General features: G+C 40.6%; 23 protein-coding genes and 1 other annotated feature. All 23 genes read right to left on the bottom strand.

Annotated features, from left to right (window positions below; translation table 11 throughout):
• Positions 1-19: 19 nt before the first annotated feature.
• Positions 20-637 carry a Holliday junction branch migration protein RuvA gene (ruvA, locus tag IEV27_RS00920; RefSeq protein WP_188375582.1) on the bottom strand — a complete coding sequence of 206 codons (618 nt, stop codon included), beginning with the start codon at positions 635-637 and terminating at the stop codon, positions 20-22.
• 120 nt (positions 638-757) lie between these two features.
• Positions 758-1,081 carry a BofC N-terminal domain-containing protein gene (locus IEV27_RS00915; RefSeq protein WP_188375581.1) on the bottom strand — a complete coding sequence of 108 codons (324 nt, stop codon included), beginning with the start codon at positions 1,079-1,081 and terminating at the stop codon, positions 758-760.
• Between the two features lie 74 nt (positions 1,082-1,155).
• Positions 1,156-1,908, bottom strand: coding sequence for a YebC/PmpR family DNA-binding transcriptional regulator (locus IEV27_RS00910; RefSeq protein ID WP_188375580.1), 753 nt, complete (start codon positions 1,906-1,908; stop codon positions 1,156-1,158).
• 74 nt (positions 1,909-1,982) lie between these two features.
• Entirely contained in the window at positions 1,983-2,549 is a 567-nt protein-coding gene (locus tag IEV27_RS00905; protein WP_188375579.1) for a YhcN/YlaJ family sporulation lipoprotein, read from the bottom strand.
• A gap of 70 nt (positions 2,550-2,619) precedes the next feature.
• On the bottom strand, positions 2,620-3,357 hold the full coding sequence (nadE, locus tag IEV27_RS00900; RefSeq protein ID WP_188375578.1) for an NAD(+) synthase: 738 nt from the start codon (positions 3,355-3,357) through the stop codon (positions 2,620-2,622).
• Positions 3,358-3,391: 34 nt separating this feature from the next.
• On the bottom strand, positions 3,392-4,354 hold the full coding sequence (locus tag IEV27_RS00895) for an aminoglycoside phosphotransferase family protein (protein ID WP_188375577.1): 963 nt from the start codon (positions 4,352-4,354) through the stop codon (positions 3,392-3,394).
• Positions 4,344-5,360 carry a SafA/ExsA family spore coat assembly protein gene (gene safA, locus IEV27_RS00890; RefSeq protein ID WP_188375576.1) on the bottom strand — a complete coding sequence of 339 codons (1,017 nt, stop codon included), beginning with the start codon at positions 5,358-5,360 and terminating at the stop codon, positions 4,344-4,346. Before safA ends, IEV27_RS00895 begins: the two co-directional genes overlap by 11 nt.
• A gap of 185 nt (positions 5,361-5,545) precedes the next feature.
• Entirely contained in the window at positions 5,546-6,412 is an 867-nt protein-coding gene (pheA, locus tag IEV27_RS00885; RefSeq protein WP_188375575.1) for a prephenate dehydratase, read from the bottom strand.
• Positions 6,413-6,430: 18 nt separating this feature from the next.
• Positions 6,431-6,880 carry a transcriptional regulator ThrR gene (gene thrR / locus IEV27_RS00880; protein WP_188375574.1) on the bottom strand — a complete coding sequence of 150 codons (450 nt, stop codon included), beginning with the start codon at positions 6,878-6,880 and terminating at the stop codon, positions 6,431-6,433.
• A 14-nt stretch (positions 6,881-6,894) separates the two neighbouring features.
• A complete protein-coding gene (gene obgE, locus IEV27_RS00875) occupies positions 6,895-8,178 on the bottom strand; it encodes a GTPase ObgE (protein ID WP_188375573.1) in 1,284 nt (427 codons plus the stop codon).
• 13 nt (positions 8,179-8,191) lie between these two features.
• Positions 8,192-8,707: a Spo0B domain-containing protein gene (locus tag IEV27_RS00870; RefSeq protein ID WP_188375572.1), complete on the bottom strand. Its 516-nt coding sequence runs from the start codon at positions 8,705-8,707 to the stop codon at positions 8,192-8,194.
• Positions 8,708-8,852: 145 nt separating this feature from the next.
• Complete coding sequence (rpmA, locus tag IEV27_RS00865; protein WP_079530402.1) at positions 8,853-9,143, bottom strand: 50S ribosomal protein L27; 291 nt, start codon at positions 9,141-9,143, stop codon at positions 8,853-8,855.
• 13 nt (positions 9,144-9,156) lie between these two features.
• On the bottom strand, positions 9,157-9,486 hold the full coding sequence (locus IEV27_RS00860; protein ID WP_188375571.1) for a ribosomal-processing cysteine protease Prp: 330 nt from the start codon (positions 9,484-9,486) through the stop codon (positions 9,157-9,159).
• Between the two features lie 8 nt (positions 9,487-9,494).
• On the bottom strand, positions 9,495-9,803 hold the full coding sequence (gene rplU / locus IEV27_RS00855; protein WP_188375570.1) for a 50S ribosomal protein L21: 309 nt from the start codon (positions 9,801-9,803) through the stop codon (positions 9,495-9,497).
• A 13-nt stretch (positions 9,804-9,816) separates the two neighbouring features.
• Positions 9,817-9,889: a sequence feature (ribosomal protein L21 leader region), on the bottom strand.
• A 35-nt stretch (positions 9,890-9,924) separates the two neighbouring features.
• A complete protein-coding gene (locus IEV27_RS00850; protein WP_188375569.1) occupies positions 9,925-11,340 on the bottom strand; it encodes a ribonuclease E/G in 1,416 nt (471 codons plus the stop codon).
• Positions 11,341-11,356: 16 nt separating this feature from the next.
• A complete protein-coding gene (locus IEV27_RS00845; RefSeq protein WP_188375568.1) occupies positions 11,357-12,214 on the bottom strand; it encodes a site-2 protease family protein in 858 nt (285 codons plus the stop codon).
• Positions 12,201-12,953, bottom strand: a complete 753-nt coding sequence (locus IEV27_RS00840) for a M23 family metallopeptidase (RefSeq protein WP_188375567.1) — start codon at positions 12,951-12,953, stop codon at positions 12,201-12,203. The genes IEV27_RS00845 and IEV27_RS00840 overlap by 14 nt, the downstream gene beginning before the upstream one ends.
• Positions 12,954-13,073: 120 nt before the next feature.
• Positions 13,074-13,871 carry a septum site-determining protein MinD gene (minD, locus tag IEV27_RS00835; protein WP_188375566.1) on the bottom strand — a complete coding sequence of 266 codons (798 nt, stop codon included), beginning with the start codon at positions 13,869-13,871 and terminating at the stop codon, positions 13,074-13,076.
• A complete protein-coding gene (gene minC, locus IEV27_RS00830) occupies positions 13,864-14,550 on the bottom strand; it encodes a septum site-determining protein MinC (RefSeq protein WP_188375565.1) in 687 nt (228 codons plus the stop codon). The genes minD and minC overlap by 8 nt, the downstream gene beginning before the upstream one ends.
• Before the next feature lie 44 nt (positions 14,551-14,594).
• Positions 14,595-15,122 (bottom strand): rod shape-determining protein MreD, encoded by a 528-nt coding sequence (gene mreD, locus IEV27_RS00825; protein ID WP_188375564.1) that lies wholly within the window; start codon positions 15,120-15,122, stop codon positions 14,595-14,597.
• The gene (mreC, locus tag IEV27_RS00820) at positions 15,119-16,000 is read right to left on the bottom strand and encodes a rod shape-determining protein MreC (protein WP_188375563.1); all 882 of its coding nucleotides are present in this window, start codon (positions 15,998-16,000) and stop codon (positions 15,119-15,121) included. The genes mreD and mreC overlap by 4 nt, the downstream gene beginning before the upstream one ends.
• A 12-nt stretch (positions 16,001-16,012) precedes the next feature.
• Complete coding sequence (locus IEV27_RS00815; RefSeq protein WP_188375562.1) at positions 16,013-17,053, bottom strand: rod shape-determining protein; 1,041 nt, start codon at positions 17,051-17,053, stop codon at positions 16,013-16,015.
• 151 nt (positions 17,054-17,204) lie between these two features.
• A complete protein-coding gene (gene radC / locus IEV27_RS00810; protein ID WP_188375561.1) occupies positions 17,205-17,894 on the bottom strand; it encodes a RadC family protein in 690 nt (229 codons plus the stop codon).
• Between the last annotated feature and the right edge of the window lie 47 nt (positions 17,895-17,941).

The following is a 17,941-nucleotide window of genomic DNA, read 5'->3' as shown; positions in this document are numbered from 1 at the left end:
TCTTTGTTCCTCCTTTCATTTATACTTTCATTAATAACTGCAAGCCCTGCCTAATATAATCATCCACATTGCCCTGATTTGCTTTGGCAAGTTCAGGCTTAACCATTTTAAGCTCTTTATCCGAATACCCCAGGGCTTTCAATGCTTCCAATGCTTCATCGATATACTCTCGTTTTTGCTTATCTGACCCTTCCTCTTGGAAAAAGATCGTTTGTTCGTTTTGCTCATCCGGCAGCCATACGATCAGCTTGCCTTTTAAATCTAAAATCATTTGACGGGCGGTTTTTTTTCCTACTCCAGGAAACCTCGTTAAATATTTATCGTCTTCTTGCTCAATTGCAGAAACAAACTCCGGCACACTGACACTTCCTAAAATAGCCAGTGCTCCTTTAGGTCCAATTCCTGACACGTTTAACAGTTTAGCAAATAAAAGCTTGTCTTCCTTTTTTTTAAAGCCGAATAGAAGCTGTTGATCTTCTCTAACGTAATGGTACGTATGAACTTTAATCTCTTTATGTAAGTCCGATTGAAAGCTAAATGGATTGGCACATAAAATTTCGTAGCCGACCCCTTGCGTTTCAACAGCAATTGCTTCTTCATCGATTGATGTAACATTCCCTTTTACATAGGCGATCATGGTGCATTCCCCTCAATTCCGAATTTATAATCTACATTTCATTGTAACACACAAGCACATGTTCGCATAAGCATGAACCCATAGAAAAAAACCGCCATCGTTCAGCGGTTTTCTACTTTTTCACGTACGTTCAAGTTGGCGTTGAAACACAATTTCTCCGATTTTCTGATCTTCTACTACCCAGCCATCATATTGTGCCCAAAAATCCTCCATTGCCCAAACCTTTTCCTTTGTCACCTTGGTATCTATTAATTCTTCCTCGTCATACGTTTTAAGAATAACCTTTAATTCTAATGGTTCTAAATACGCAAAGGCAGGTATAGCTTTATTAAAAGTTGAAGAACTTGCGTAACCATGATGGCTGGCTTCCTTTTCCATAATATCCGGGGACGGCTGAAGAACCAAACTAATAATTATCACGATCGTCATCCATGTAGTATGCACGATTTTCCCTCCTCATAAAGAAGCTGTTGTCTCTAGTATGCTCAGAAACAACAGCTTTTATAAGAGGTACTGGATTATGATAGTTTCTCTAATACTTCTTCATCGGCATCTAAATTGTGATACACTTCTTGGACATCATCGTTATCTTCAAGCATGTCAATTAGAGTAAGCATCTTGGATGCAGCTTCTTCACCCACATGGGTATGAGTGGTTGGGAACATCGTTACTTCTGCTGTCTCAAAAGTATACTCATTCTCTTCTAAAACAGATTTCACTTCACTAAAATCTTCAGGAGCCGTAAAGATTTCGAATTGATCTTCACTAGATTCTAATTCCTCTCCTCCTGCTTCAATGACTTCTAAGAGAAGTTCCTCTTCATCAATTTCTACACTTGTTCGATTGATGACTAAATAGCCTTTACGGTTAAACATAAATGCTACACAACCGTTTTCCCCAAGGTTGCCGTCATTCTTATTAAAGGCATGGCGTACTTCCGCAGCTGTCCGGTTCTTGTTATCCGTTAAAACCTTGACCATTACGGCAACACCGCCGGGACCATACCCTTCATAAGTGAATTCTTCGTAATTTACCCCATCAAGGTCCCCTGTTGCCTTTTTAATAGCCCGGTCAATATTATCATTGGGCATATTATTTGATTTTGCTTTATCCACAGCTAAACGGAGGTTTGCGTTCATTTCGGGGTCTCCGCCGCCTTCTCTAGCCGCCATAAATATTTCTCTGGCGTGTTTCATAAACAATTTACCTTTTTTTGCATCTTGAGCGCCTTTACGACGCTTGATATTATTCCATTTGGAATGACCAGCCATAGGTATCTCCTCCCCTGGAGCTATTCTTTTTCCTATATCAATATATCACATAAATCATTCCAAATTAAATGGGACTACTCTTCCTCATTCTCTTTAAAAAAGTCTCTAATACGTTCTCTTACTTTATCAGGAGCCTCGTCTGCCGCTCTTCTGGCATTCACATCTTTCTTTTTCTCCCAAGAGTTAATGTTTGTATATACGACCACCGGAAGATCGGTAACGGCCTGAGCTTTTTCTAATATTTTCTCCTCAATATCCTCGTCACGCCAGTCATATGGATTTACCATCACCGCAACATACGCTTTTTCTCCATTCGTAAAAGCTTGGGTCATCGTAATTTCTTTAAGTTCGTTAACCTCTTGAGTAATGGCCATCGACTCTTCGTTATTAAATGCATTGTCGTGCGAACGATTGGTTTTAGAATATTTCGTCTCTCTCATTTCATCTTGACTCGTTCGTTTAAAATATTGATCTTCTCCAGTCGGGATTTGGTTACCTTCCTTTTTGCCATCATCCTCCGTATATTCTATGGGCTGATACAACTCGTCACTTTGACTCTCATTTACTTTATCAGGAATATCATTGCCGCAAGCACTAAGCAGCAGAGCGAAACCGATAAAAATTGTCCCTTTATAATACATAAAAAACATTCTCCTTTTTCCATACTATTTGAAAAAGGAGAATGTTTTAGTCTGTTAATTTTTAGGGGGTTTATTTTGGCGGGCCAGGAGCAATATCACGCTTATGAGCCGTGCGCTTATGCATCGCTTCAATGATTTCCCGGTCTTTATCAGGTATGCTCTCTCCTTTTAAATGACGATCAATCATATCATAACTGGTACCCATTTCATTTTCATCTGTTTGACCTTCCCACAATCCAGCGCTAGGCTTCTTATTCACAATTTCATCCGGAACACCTAAGAATTGAGCCATCTCACGAACTTCACCTTTTGTTAAATTAACAAGGGGTACTAAATCGACTCCCCCATCGCCAAACTTGGTAAAGTAGCCTGTATACCACTCCGCTGCATTATCAGTTCCAACAACTAAATAACGATGATTTGTTGCTACCGTGTAGAGGGTGCTCATTCTAAGGCGGGCGCGTAGATTCGCATCAGCTATTTGCTCTTGCGCACCGTTATACGTTTCATTCGATTTTAATTGCTCTACAATGTTCCCAAACATGACGTTATGAGTTTCCGTTAGATCAATCACCATCGATTGAATACCACAAGAGTCTACCACTTTTTGAGCATGGTCTTGATCATTTGGATTGCTTTTACAAGGCATAATAACACCTAACGAATGCTCAGGGTATGCACGCTTAATTAAATGAGCCACTACTGCTGAGTCAATGCCTCCACTTACACCTACTAAAAGTCCATCAACATTTGCTTTCTCAGCTTGCGTTCTCAACCATTGCACGATTTCTTCAACTTTTTGCTCCACCTGCATGTTCATCCTTTCACACTCAAGATAGTATTTATCTTAGCATGAATTCTGTATAACGGACAAACAGTTTCCGACGCGACCATGCTTCTTCAAATTTATCTAAATGGCTGGAAAGGGAACCATCCCCTCTTCTATACTTATTATAGCCGTATAGCCACTCCCGAATTAAGTCAGCTGGCACTAATATGCCGCTTAGCCAAATTTGCGGATATTCTACTTGATGGAAAAGTTGAAAAAATGAAGTCTTTTTATGCTCAAGAAAAGGCAAATATCGATGAGCTAACTGAATTTCGTCATATACCCTCGGACCAACATGAAGAAGGTCAAAGTCTATCATTTTTATTCGGTTACTGGTATCAACAATAAAGTTATGATGGGCCACATCTCCATGCAGCCACTGCTGCTTTACCCATGAATCCTTCTCCATCTCTCCCCATGGAAAAAGTGAAAATGTATAGAGAAGGCGCTCTGTTGTTGTATAAACTTCCTCAAAAAAGCTTTTTTTATTGTAAGTAATAAATACCTCTTGGGTCGTCTTAAACTGTTCTAAGCGGCGCTCCCATTTAATATAAAGAGGGTCTCTGGGTATTGACAGCACTTGTACTCCCTTAGAGGTACGGTGGAATTGCCTCAAACAGCTGTACACTTTCAATCGATCTTCTTTTTTATCAAAATCGGCGTGACGCCCTTCAATCCATGGAAACAACCCCCACTCACACCCAAGCTTACTAACGCTCATTTCTCCTGTAGGAAATGCAGTAGGCGCAGCTGCTAATTCACTAGCATGCTTCCAATTTTGAAAAAAATCCATTTGCTGCAATAAAATATTGGAACGGCGATACCCTTTTAATAAATAGCATCGGTTCCCTACCCAAATTTTATAAATTTTAGGTTTAATCTCGACCATTTTCTTTACATGTAAGGCTTTTCTATTTCCCAACCATTTAAAAAGGCGATCCGTGTAAGAATCGCCTTTGTTTAAGTTAGGTGTCATCTCCATCATCATCCTGCCAAGGCTCATTTTCTTGCCAGTTATTCAATGGTGGCTGTTGAACAGGCTGAGCGAAAAAGCCTCTCATTTGATCATTCCCATTCATCATGGGGTGCGGATACCAACCATTCATATTAGGTGCCATCATTTGGGGGTTGGGCTGGTTTTCAAAGCTCATATACTCGTTCATAGGCTTCTTCGCTCCACACCCGCAGCCTCCCTCACCTTCACCCATCATATATTCGGATGAAGACTCCTCATTCTGCATCCCTTGAACGTATGGCATAGGCTGGTTACCCATGGGATGATTGGGCATCGGGTAATGCATTGGTTGGTTCATTGGCTGATGATGCATCCCCATTACTGGATAAGGAGGGCACCAGAAATAATCCCACGGACTCGGGTGATACGGCATGTGCATTGGAGGACAATATGGAAGCGCTTGGGCATGTGGCTGGTTTTCGTGTTTCGGCTGATAGAATTCCGCGCTTTCCTCATACGCTTCTTTCACTTGTTTCGCTTTTACTTGCTCTTTAGCTTTCCCTTTTACTTTTCCTTTTGGTTTTTCCTTTTCCGGCATAGGCATTTGCGGCAAGTGGAAGGTGGTGTAATAATTTTGCATGTGCTGATCCATTGGCATTTGAATTGGCATATTCATTTGAATCGGCATCATTGGCTTTTCCATTATTGGCGCAGGCTTCGGCATTTTTTCGTCCTCTTTGATTTGAGGCATCGGCTTTGGCACAGGTTTTGGTTTCGGCATTTCTTTCTTGGGCATCTCTTTTTTCGGCATTTCCTTCATTGGCATTTCTTTTTTAGGGGCTTCTTTCTTCGGTGCTTCTTTTTTCACTTGTTTTTTTCCTTGAGGGACTTTAATCTTCATCCCCGGCATGATCATATCAGGATTAGATAATTGAGAGTTCACAGACTTTAATTCCTCAAAGTCCACCCCATATTTTTTTGAAATTTTCCACAGCGTATCACCTTTTTGCACAACGTGAATTCTCACAATTGCAACTCCTTTCCTATGATCTATAAAGTATAAGAGCATAATCGTTTCCTAACACTTTATGCATAGCCGAGGAAAAGAATGATAAATGCGCCTAATGTTTTTCTATGTTAATAGAAGTCCTTCTATAATTTACCCAATAAAAAAAACAGAGTTTAAGAAATTTTAAACTCTGTTCTTCCTTACTATTGGCAAACTGGTGATGGAATATCTAGTTGGTAGCTAGGGTAAGTACCTAACAGCTTTAACGTGCAGCCTAAAGCTTCAAGCTCGGCTTTAACACCAGGAAACAAAACATCATCATACGGCTGATCGACATCAATTAAAAAGAAATAATTTCCTAACCCTGTTTTCATGGGGCGGGATTCAATTTTAGATAAGTTCATTTTCCTCCACGCAAAGGCTGCAAGTACTTGGTGAAGTGCTCCAACGAAGTCTTTTGGCAAAGTGACCATAACGGTTGTTTTTTGAGTAGCAATTGGATGATCTTTCACTTCAAGCTTCCTCTGGGTTTTTTGAACAACTGCAAAGCGTGTATGATTATTGTCATAGTCATGGATGTTTGGTGTTAAAATATTCAGTCCATTTTCTTCAGCTGCCAGGTGATTCCCGATAGCAGCCACATGTACTCCCTTTTCAATAACTACTTCAGCCGCTCTGCCAGTAGAGGCCGTGTACTCAAGTTCTGCATTCGGATAATTTTTATATAAATACTGATGGCATTGAGCAATTGCATGGCTATGCGAATAAATATGGGTAAGTTCTTCCCCATTATAATCCGGATGCACGAGTAAATGCTGACGAATAGGAACGGTCAACTCAGCAATGACTGACTGATCCACTTGATGAATTAAATAATCAATCGTCAAATGTACGGAACCTTCTATCGCATTTTCTAATGGAACCACTCCCGTATCAATTTCTCCTCGCTCTACCGCATCCAAGCAAGCAGGGATACTGTCAAAGCTTACAAAAGAACCTTGATCAAATAAAGCGTCCACTGCCATTTTCGTAAAAGTACCTTTAGGTCCTAAATAACCTACTCGTTGCATATGTCTAACTCCTTCTTTCTAAGCCCCAGAACTAAGAATCTCTACTCGATCGACAAAGTCCAATTTATGAAGCCTTTGTAGTAATTGTTCAATTGAATATATCATACCTGTTGTATTTAAAGATAGAGTAACGTTTGCTTTCCCTTGTAAAGGTATAGTCTGGTGAATCGTTAGTACGTTACAGCCAGACTCAGCGACCGCTATTAATAAATTAGACAACGTCCCTGTTCTATCCTCTAAATGAAAAAACAACGTAATCATTTGTTCTTTAACCATTGCTTGAAATGGAAAGACCGCATCTCTATATTTATAAAAAGCACTTCTGGAAAGACCTACTTCTTGCACTGCTTCAAATATAGAAATAGCCTTTCCTCGTTCAATAAGCGCTTTTGCATCAATTGTTTTCTTCATTGCTTCAGGAAGTATATCACTACGGACTAAATAGAACTTCTCATTATAATCCGCCATCACTTAGCACCTCATTAATCAACAAATTCAAACTCATAATCGAGCAATCTCACGGTATCGCCATCTTTGGCTCCACGTTTTCTAAGCTCTTCATCGACACCCATGCCGCGCATTTGTCGAGCAAATCGATTGATGGATTGATCACGTGAAAAGTCCGTTTTTCTAAAGACTGACTCAATCTTCTCCCCATAAAGAACGTAAGCTCCGTCATCAGCTCTTGTAACTTTAAACGGTGCTTCTTCTTTCTCATATTTATAGATTACTCTTTCTTCAACTTCCTCAATTTCTTCAGTATCCTGTTTAGGAAGTTCATCAAGCTTATCAGCTACCGCATAAAGAAGTTCATCAATCCCTGTTCGAGTCGCCGTTGAAATAGGGTAGATCGTAATGTCTCCGCCTGCTTTTTCTTTAAATGCTTCTAAGTGCTTTTCAGCTTCAGGTAGATCCATTTTATTCGCAACAATGATTTGCGGACGTCGAGTTAATCGTTCATCGTAAGAAGACAGTTCATTGTTAATCGTCAAAAAGTCTTCGTAAGGGTCACGCCCTTCTAGGCCAGACATGTCAATTACATGAAGAAGCAGACGCGTCCTCTCCACATGACGTAAAAATTGATGCCCTAAACCCACACCCTCATGTGCACCTTCGATTAACCCTGGAAGGTCTGCCATGACAAAACTGCGGTGGTCTTGACTTTCTACTACACCTAAGTTGGGAGCTAATGTAGTAAAATGATAATCCGCAATTTTAGGTTTCGCAGCGGTCACAGTAGAAAGAAATGTTGATTTACCTACGCTCGGGAAACCAACAAGCCCAACATCTGCTAACAGCTTAAGCTCTACCTGTACATCTAATTCCTCCCCAGGTTCTCCGTTTTCAGCGATTTCTGGAGCTGGATTTCTAGCAGTGGCAAATCGCGCATTCCCGCGTCCGCCTCTACCTCCTTTAGCAATAACAGCTTGTTGTTTATGCTCCGTTAAATCAGCAAGTACTCTTCCCGTTTCTATATCTTTAACTGTTGTACCAGGCGGCACACTTACAACTAATGGTGGAGAGTTTTTACCGTGTTGCTTCTGGTTCATTCCATTCTCTCCGCGTTTGGCTTTAAAGTGGTGTTGATATCTAAAGTCCATCAAGGTGTTTAAACCTTCATCTACTTCAAAAATCACGTCTCCTCCGTTCCCACCGTCTCCTCCGGCTGGTCCCCCCATAGGAACATATTTTTCCCGACGATAAGCAACGAGTCCGTTTCCTCCATCGCCGCCTTTTACAAATACTTTAACCTGATCGACAAACATATTTTCCACCTCTTTATTCTAGCTTACAATTAATTTTCAGTTCATGATGGTGGTCGACAAAAGCTGTCATTCCCTCATCATTCGTAAGTTTATTGGCTAAATCTGCTGTATCTTTAAATTCACCATTCCAGCTCCAATTTATTTCAATCTTTTCATTCGTTATTAAAAAATGGATGAACCCTTCATAGAGTTCATCAGATGAGCTATGTTCATCCAATACAGTTATGACCTTTTCCGCATAAGCTGTTAGTTGCTCGTCATGACTTGATAAATCAACATCCCGGTCTAGCAGATATGTGAGTTGATAGTGGCTATGACTCCAGTTAAATGTAAGCAGCCAAAGTGTGAAATCCTCTGCACCACTATTCAATAACCGTCTCTCGTGTTCAGACTGTTCTATAATTTGATAGAGGTGCTCTTTCACACGCTCCATTTTATCCATGGATGCATATCCTTGTACAAGTTGGATTTGATTCATCCAGTCATGACGCTTATGCCTTAAGATATGAAGGATTTCTTTGATTTCCACAACAACCAGCTCCCCTTAGCTTGCCATACTAAGAAAAGTATAGCAAAATTGGCGGGAAACTGAAATGAGTGTTAAATAAATAAGCCGCGCATATGCAATAGCATAGCGCGGCTTACATTTTTGTATGACAATCATACGTAAAATATTACGCTTCCTGAGCTACAGGATAAACGCTAACTTTTTTACGGTTACGACCATAACGTTCGAACTTAACAACACCATCTACTTTAGCAAACAAAGTGTCGTCTCCTCCGCGTCCAACGTTCTCGCCAGGATACACTTTAGTACCGCGTTGACGATAAAGGATAGATCCGCCTGTTACAGATTGACCGTCGGCACGCTTAGCTCCAAGACGCTTAGACTCAGAATCACGGCCGTTCTTCGTACTACTTACACCTTTTTTAGAGGCAAAAAATTGAAGATCTAGACGTAGCATGTGTCCCACCTCCTTACATGTTCGTAATTTTTATATATTCATGATATTCATTTTCGATGGATTGTAATGAAACCAGCATTCCTTCAAGAAGCAATTGGGCTTTTGTTAAAGCTTCTTGCTCTATTTGAAGCGGAAGTTTGACTTGCAAATATCCACCTTCACCGCCTTGAGTAATGTCAGGTTCAATATCACAAAGGCTTATGATGGCATTCACGGCTCCGAATGAAACCGCTGAAACCGCAGCACACACTAAGTCATGACCATAAGGTCCACTTTCAGCATGTCCTGAAATTTCAAATCCACTCAAATGACCTTGTGAGCGATACATCGATACGTTAATCATCGTCTCGCTTACGCCTTGATGCTTTCAACAACAAGCTTCGTATACGGTTGACGGTGACCTTGTTTACGTTTGTAGTTCTTTTTCGGCTTGTATTTGAAAACAGTCAGCTTCTTCTGACGACCTTGTTTTTCAACTTTAGCCGTAACGGAAGCACCGTCTACGAATGGAGCACCAACTTTAGTGTCATCGCCGCCTACGAAAAGAACTTTATCAAAAGTTACTGTTTCGCCAGCTTCTACGTTTACTTTCTCTACGTAGATCTCCTGACCTTCTTGAACTTTAATTTGCTTACCACCAGTTTCAATAATTGCGTACATACTTGCACCTCCTCAATTTACTCAGACTCGCCATCCAGGTACCGTGTCCGGTTTAGTAAACCTGTTCTGTGCGGTTGTAGCATGGAGTGCTACTTGAATAACATAATGATGTTACCACAGATCAAAACAGTTTGTCAACATTATACCCGCGACTCTGCGCCGCTTCTCGTACAATGTCAAGCGACCCTTCAAGCTCAATTTGCCAGCCAGTTAGATTATCATTCTGCCTAACAAACAGCTCCTGTGGAATTTTACTAGAAATCGGCTCTGAAAGCAATTGTTTTTTTATGTTATATAGTTCAGAACTGACTGTTAAGAGAACGGCTTCCTGATGATCCTGACTCATTAAATAACGCTCTAAACGATACCAAAGGGTAGAAAGGTTGTATTCTGCCTCCGGTAGTTTAAGCATCTGAGCATGTAAACTTGGCAGCTGCCTAGTACGAGTCATTTCAACTAAGCCTAGTTTTGTCATTCCATGTACTTTAGAAGCAATGGGGTCCTTCTTTATTTCTTGTCGTAACCATTGGACGAGCTCTTCATTATGCGCTGAGCTTTTCATGGAAATAAAATCGATCAGGATCATGCCTGATTCATTACGCAGTCTAACTTGCTTAGCGATTTCTGTGGCCGCACGTTTATTGATTTTAAGGGTATCGCCATTGGACAAGCTTCGGTCCATAAATCGATGACTGTTCACGTCCACTACCGTCATCGCTTCGGTCTTATCAAAAACGAGTTGAACTCCTTTATCCGTTGTAATCGTTCGCTTCGTTAATCGATCCTGAAGCTCATTAATTGAATGATTCGTGTACTGTTCCAGGTTCTTCATCCATTTAATTTTATTTTCCAGGAAGGGGAAACGTTTTTTCAACAACTGGCTATCCTCGCTCTGATCAACAACAACCTCATGACTATCACACGCATATTTACGTAATAGTTGATTAAGAAGAACATCATCCATCCAAATTAGCCCAGGCTTTTTACGATCGATAAATGACGTCCATTCGTCTTTTAACCTTTTCAGTTCTCCTTTAATCAAAGAAATGTCTGCCTCCGCTGCATTTGTACGCAAGATCGCCCCTTCCCCATCTTCGAGCAAGTTACTTACTTGTTCCTTTAAGTGAGCTGCTTGCTGCTTTTCTATCTTTCTGGATACGGACACTTTCTTGCCAAACGGTTGGTAAATAGTGAACAAACCAGGCAGTGTAAGATCAGCCGTTACTTGAGCGCCTTTGTTACCTGTTGGTTCCTTGGTCACTTGAACGTAGAGGCTTTGACCTTCGGTGATCGACTTCTCTATCGTTTTTCTGCCCCAAGGAATTAACTCTTTCTTTAAAAAAGCGTGTTTTGCTTCCCCAATATCAACAAATGCAGCCTGCATGCCTTTGTGAATCGTTTTAACTGTACCTTTAAAAATAGAACCCGAAAGCTGAAAGGCTTGCGGGCGTGTCGCAACGTATTCAATTAATTGACCATTGTCAATAACGAGCCCGACCTTTTCGCTAGTTTTTGTATGTATAGCTATTGTTCTCACTAGTAAGCCATCCTCTTCACCTCGGAAAGTTAGCAATGTCTTCCAAACAAAGCTTAGCTTGCTTTTTCCTTAAAAAATAATAGAGACATTCCTGTTCATCTACTATATATAAACCTTCGTTTTGTTTCAACACATAATAATGATGACGGTTGGCTCTTATGTTTTTAATAACGGCATAGATCGTCGTTTTTGGGTGAACGGTTAAATATCTAACTTTCATTTTAGAAACGTCACGTTCTAAGCAATGTACGATATAGCGCATAAACACGTACATTTGACGTTTCCACTCTAACACATTTTCCAAAAGTAAAAACCCTGCAAGTAATGTTCCAGCTAACGTCATTCTATCGACTGTCATCAACCATGTGAGACAGAGAAATAAGCTGGTCATCGAGATAAAGAGCGAGAGCCTTAAGCTTTGCTTAAAGCTCATACGCTGACATAATGCGTAAAATAATATCTTTCCTCCATCTAACGGCCATACAGGTAAAAGATTAAGCAGCAAGATAATGCTGTTGTAAGTAAAGGCGACGGAAAGCAATGGGTGCGGGCCAATCGTCACCGTAAGTACTTGAAGAAATAGAAATATCCAGACATGCTGAAGTGGTCCTGCTAATGTCACATTCACCTGTTCCTTCACGGGCCGAGTCGTGTGCTCTTCACTGACTACCTTTCCACCAAGAAGCCAAAACTCAATATGAGAAACTCGCCAACCATAAACTCGGGCCGTGACATAATGTCCGATTTCATGGATAGCCACAATGCTAAAAAGAATGATAAATTCATAAATAGCTCCTGTAAACATTGCGGATAAAGCTAGCAGAAAGAAAAGTGGATGTACATGAATCGATTGATTGATTCTAAGAGCCTTCATCGACTTTTATCACTTCAATCGGGTCTAAGTATTGCTTGTCTTTTTCAACGGCAAAGAAAAATTCATTTTCTTCTTTATTATCAAGTGTGCCAATTGTTTCCTGGGAAGGGATGTGTTCATATAAATGCACATCAATGGTCGATAGATAACCATAAGTCGTGTTTGTATCATCTTCGTGTTGGATAATAATCGTCTTATCAGTTTCTGGATCATTTCCAGCGAAAATAACCGTTCCCCCTTTTACCGCTTTCACTTGTTCTCCTTGTTCTGTACTCATTATGACCCCGCGTCCATGATGTTCAAAGGGCTGGGTGACTACCCCATTTACAGGCAATGCTATCTCTTCAGCACTCTCACCATTTTTAGGTTCTACTAGCTGCAAAGCTCCTCCAAAACGTTCACTATACCAGGCCGTTACTTTAGCAAATGGAAATTCTTCCTGCAACTGAGACGATACCCATTCTCTAGGCTTTTCAGCAATAGCTACAGACGACTGTTCACTAACTAAAACAGCCACAAAAAATAGAATAGATGCTAAAGCTTGTACACGAATAACAGATGACGTTTTCTTAGAATTGCTTTTTAATTTTTCAGTTACTACAAGTGGAGGGTATCCATGCATTTCTTCATCTTGAGGAGCAGAAAATACGGGGCTTTTCTTCCGGTGATCAGAATGAACTACTTTCTTCCGTTTTCGATCTGCAATATTTTTTCTCACATTATGAATGTTCTTCCTCAATTTAAACCCCTTCTCTCTTCAACCGTTTTTACTAATCTATGGCGAGAGAGTACAGAATATGATTAGGTTTAGGGGAGATTAAAAAAGACAAAAAAACTGCGAACAAAGTTCGCAGTATGGCTAAGCACGCATTCCGAAAAACTTTTTCACTTTTGCTAACAGCCCCGGGTCTTCTTCCAAGTTTAATAGAGGAACCGATTCTCCTAAGATTCTTCTAGCTATATTACGGTAGGCGAGCGAAGCTTTTGTATCCGGTGTAAAAGCCACTGGCTCCCCACTATTAGACCCTTTGATTACAGCATCGTCATCAACGACGATCCCTAATAAATCGATCGCTAAAATGTTCACGATTTCATCGACATCCATCATTTCTCCTGATTTCATCATATGATTTCTAATTCGGTTAATCACTAATTTAGGAGGCTCGAGATCTTCTTGTTCTAATAAGCCGATAATACGGTCGGCATCTCTAACACTAGACTTCTCAGGAGTTGTAACGACTACAGCCTTGTCTGCACCAGCGACTGCGTTTTTATACCCTTGTTCTATACCCGCCGGGCAGTCGATCACCACATAATCGTACTCTTTTTTAAGCTCATCAATAATTTGCTTTACAGCTTCAGGTGTAACTGAAGTTTTGTCCGAAGTTTGGGCAGCAGGCAATAAGTGGAGACAATCAAATCGTTTATCTGTAATGAGCGCCTGTTTGGTTTTACAGCGTTCTTCTACAACATCCACGATGTCATAAATTATCCGGTTCTCAAGCCCCATAACTACATCTAGATTGCGTAGTCCTATATCCGTATCCACGAGACACACCTTTTTATTTTGTAACGCTAAAGCTGTACCTAAATTCGCTGTTGTGGTCGTTTTGCCTACGCCACCTTTTCCAGATGTAATAACGATGGCTTCACCCATTAAGCATTCTCCTTTCAAAGCTCACTAAATCAGGCTTCTGTTTCAGGACGTCCTGAAGGGGAGCAATCCGAATAGCCTCATTCTGTTTATCTACGAACCCGCATTCAATATATAGACCATCCGAATCTTGATCAGGGGCTCTTGAAATTTGATCCGCAATTCTCAGCTGATTAGGCTTCATATAAGAGGCCGCAATCACAGCTTCTTCATTGCCCTGAGAGCCGGCATGAGCGATCCCTCGTAAATGACCTAATATGAAGATGTTTCCAGAAGCAACAGCCTTTCCCCCTGGATTTATATCACCCAATAATAGCAAATCACCCTTTACTTCAATCACTTGTCCAGAGCGAATCGTTTTTGTCATTGGAGTAATTTCTGTATTTTCTTTCCATGATAATGCTTCATCTTTCGTTATAACATTAGATTCGATTTGATCCACAACCAACTTTTGCTTCTCTCTTACAATCTTTCTTAACGTTTCTTGCTGCTCATTGGTTAAAAATCGATTACCTAATTGAATGGTAACTCGAATCATCGGTTGATTGTCATCAATTCCATTAACAGAAAGCTTCTCTTCTAACTCTTGTAATATAGAATCATAGGAACATTGATCATTTAACTGAAGAGTCAGACCATCTCTTGTCCCTTTTATAGTCACCATTTGACTATTAGCCGACATAGGGCTTCACCTCAAACTCTGCACATTTATACATTATTACGCGATTACGCGCTTTGCCAGCGATCTGACCATTGTTCTACTCGGTTTTTCAACAGAGGATATAGCAATAAGAAAAAGATAGCATTCGCTAAAACAGTAGAGAGAAGCCGTAAGGATATATAATCTCCCCAAGCCATATCTGTAACTTGTACAAACGAGTAAATCACATATAAAATCGCATCTGCTAAAGCTACGCCGAAAATGGCCAACAGCAAGGAAGCGGTAAAATTAGCATGAAACCACTTCTTAAGACCATGAGTAATATAAGCTACACTGGCGTACGTTACCATGTAAACACCTAATACCCCTGTATATACCACATCAATAAGTAGTCCGAATACAAGGCCGTACCACACGCAGTGATATGTCTCATCTTTATCAAAGAATATAGCAATTAGCATAATTAAACATAAAACCCAGTGAGGAGTGACTAGCAGCTCTGAATATACAATTCTAGCTGGTAAGAGGCTCATTGCCATCCCTTGCAGAACAAGCAGTATGACGAGGAATATGGAGATCCAAAACCTAATCATTGGTCATCGCCTTCTTCTTGCTCTTCTTCACTAACGGGCTGCATATCTCGATCAACTACCATCACATGACTAATGTCAAACAAATCCGCAAAGGGTTCAACATAAGCTGTCTTCGTTAATCCTGAACGATCATTTTGTACTTCGTCGACAGTACCAATACGTAAATCACTCGGGAACACCCCGCCAAGACCTGTAGACATCACCACATCGCCTTCTTCCAACTCCTCATCTAGATTAATCCCTTCAAGCAGCAATCTGCCGCTTTCACTATCATAGCCTTCAATTAAGCCAAATGCGTTGTCTTCATCTTCTCTTACTACCCAGGAAGAAATTTTATTGGATTCATCAAAACCACTCAGAAGCTGGACATTGGAGTGGAAAGCTCCAGCAGATTGTATTTTACCTACCATACCTTCGCTTGTAATGACCGCCATGTCTTTCTCTACACCATGCTCTTCTCCTTTATTGATCGTCATTTGTTCAAACCAACGATCGGAACTGCGAGCAATGACAGTTCCTTGAATAGGTGTATAGTCACGCATTGATTCTGTTTTTTCTAATGTAGCTCTTAAATCACGGTTGTCCTTGTTTAATTGCTGATTCTCTTGAATAAGTCCCTTGTATTCGTCTAATCGAGTTTTCAATACTTCATTTTGTTCATATACATTCAACATGTTCTGTATATTTTGATAAGCATTATCCACGAGTTGGACAGGTGAATGAAAGACGGTTTGCACCCACCCTACAGAATCTTGAAGAAACTTCTCTGGTACGGATAACTCACTGCGGTCCCTCGTAGAATAACCAATGAGGGTTACTAAAATAATAAATCCAATTAATACGGTCATAAGTCTTTTTCTTCGAAACAATGAGGGCATACAAAAGACTCCTTAATCCGTTTTCGGTCGGGTGGCAACATTAGGTTGAGACTTGAAGTGTTGAATGTATTCGAGTGATTTCCCAGTCCCAATAGCTACACAATCAAGAGGTTCATCCGCAATGAATACCGGCATGTTCGTTTCTTCACTTATAACACGATCAAGATTTTTCAAAAGTGCTCCACCGCCTGTAAGCACTATTCCTCGTTCCATAATATCCGCCGCAAGTTCTGGAGGTGTCTTCTCCAATGTATTTTTGACCGTCTCTACAATAGAATCGACGGTATCTTTTAACGCTCGAACTATTTCATCCGCATGGATTTCAATTGTTTTTGGAAGTCCACTAAGCAGATCACGACCGCGAATTTCCATCGTTTGATTCACGTCTGCTTTTCCAGCACCGCCGACTTCGAATTTAATCTCTTCAGCTGTGCGCTCACCAATCATCAAGTTATATTGTTTGCGCACGTGTTGAATGATCGCGTCATCCATCTCGTCACCTGCCACTCGAATCGATTGACTAGTAACGATCCCACCTAGTGAAATAATCGCTACTTCAGTTGTTCCTCCACCGACATCAACAACCATGCTTCCTGTCGGCTCCCATACAGGTAAGCCAGCTCCAATGGCTGCTGCAAAAGGTTCCGCTATCGGAAATGCTTCTTTTGCCCCTGCTTGCTTAGTTGCATCAATGACAGCTCTCTCCTCGACCATCGTAATGCCTGAAGGTACACACACCATAACATTAGGCTTGCTTGCAAAAGATGAACGATTGCGTAATGCCTGCTTAATGTAATATTTCATCATTTGGGCCGTCGTGTCATAGTCTGCGATGACCCCATCTTTCATAGGACGAATAACAGATATGTAGTTCGGGGTACGTCCAATCATGTTTCTTGCATCATTTCCAACTGCTTCAATATCGCCTGTTTGGATGTTTTTTGCTACAACAGAAGGCTCTCTTAGAATAACTCCTTTATTTCTTAAAAAGACTAGTGTATTTGCGGTTCCTAAATCAATACCTAAATCTTGCGAAAAACCAAATAAACCCAATAATATCTTCCTTTCTCCTACACATTCATGTTGAATTCAATAATCAATATATCATGAGAAGAAGCGCCATATTATAAGATAATCCTTATAAATGGCGCTTAATTTTTTTCATCTATTCAATTATACGAAAAATAATAAAAAATAGATAGTGTTATAGATATCCTTTTTCTTTGAGAGAAATGAATTTCCGGTCACCAATAACTAAGTGATCGAGCAATTCAATCCCTATCATTTTCCCGCACTCATTTAACCTGCGCGTAACTTGAATATCTTCTTGCGATGGAGATGGGTCCCCTGAGGGATGGTTATGGGCACAGATAATCGAAGCGGCGGAACGTTTCACCGCTTCCTTGAAAACTTCGCGAGGGTGTACAATCGATGCATTCAGACTGCCGATAAATACAGTTTGCCGGTGGAGCACTTGATTCTTTGTATTTAGGAAAAGGCAGACGAAGTGTTCTTGCTTTAAATCTCTCATTTCTTCCATTACAAAATCTGCTCCGTCCTCAGGACTTCGAATGACATACCTTTCGACAGGTTTCATTTGCTGCAGTCTTCTTCCAAATTCAATAGCTGAAAGCAATAAAACAGCCTTGGCGGAACCTATTCCTTTAATCGCCGTCAATTCCTCAATCGTAGCATCTTTTAATAACATAATTCCTTCAAAATGAATAAGAATACGCTGAGCCAGCGACGTAACTGATTCTTTTTTTGACCCGCTTCCTAGAAGAATTGCTAACAGTTCCTGATTGGATAGGTGGTGCGCGCCATGTTTCACTAAACGCTCTCTAGGCCGATCTTCTTTTGGGACGTCTCGAATCATTATACTCGTTGAAGACATTGCTAGTTCGCTTCCTTTCCGTCAAATTCCTCAACCAATTCATTGAG

Source organism: Halobacillus andaensis (assembly GCF_014636475.1).
Taxonomy (GTDB): domain Bacteria; phylum Bacillota; class Bacilli; order Bacillales; family Halobacillaceae; genus Halobacillus_A; species Halobacillus_A andaensis.
Note: the sequence above shows the minus strand (reverse complement) of the source record. Positions and strands in the feature narration are given on the sequence as shown.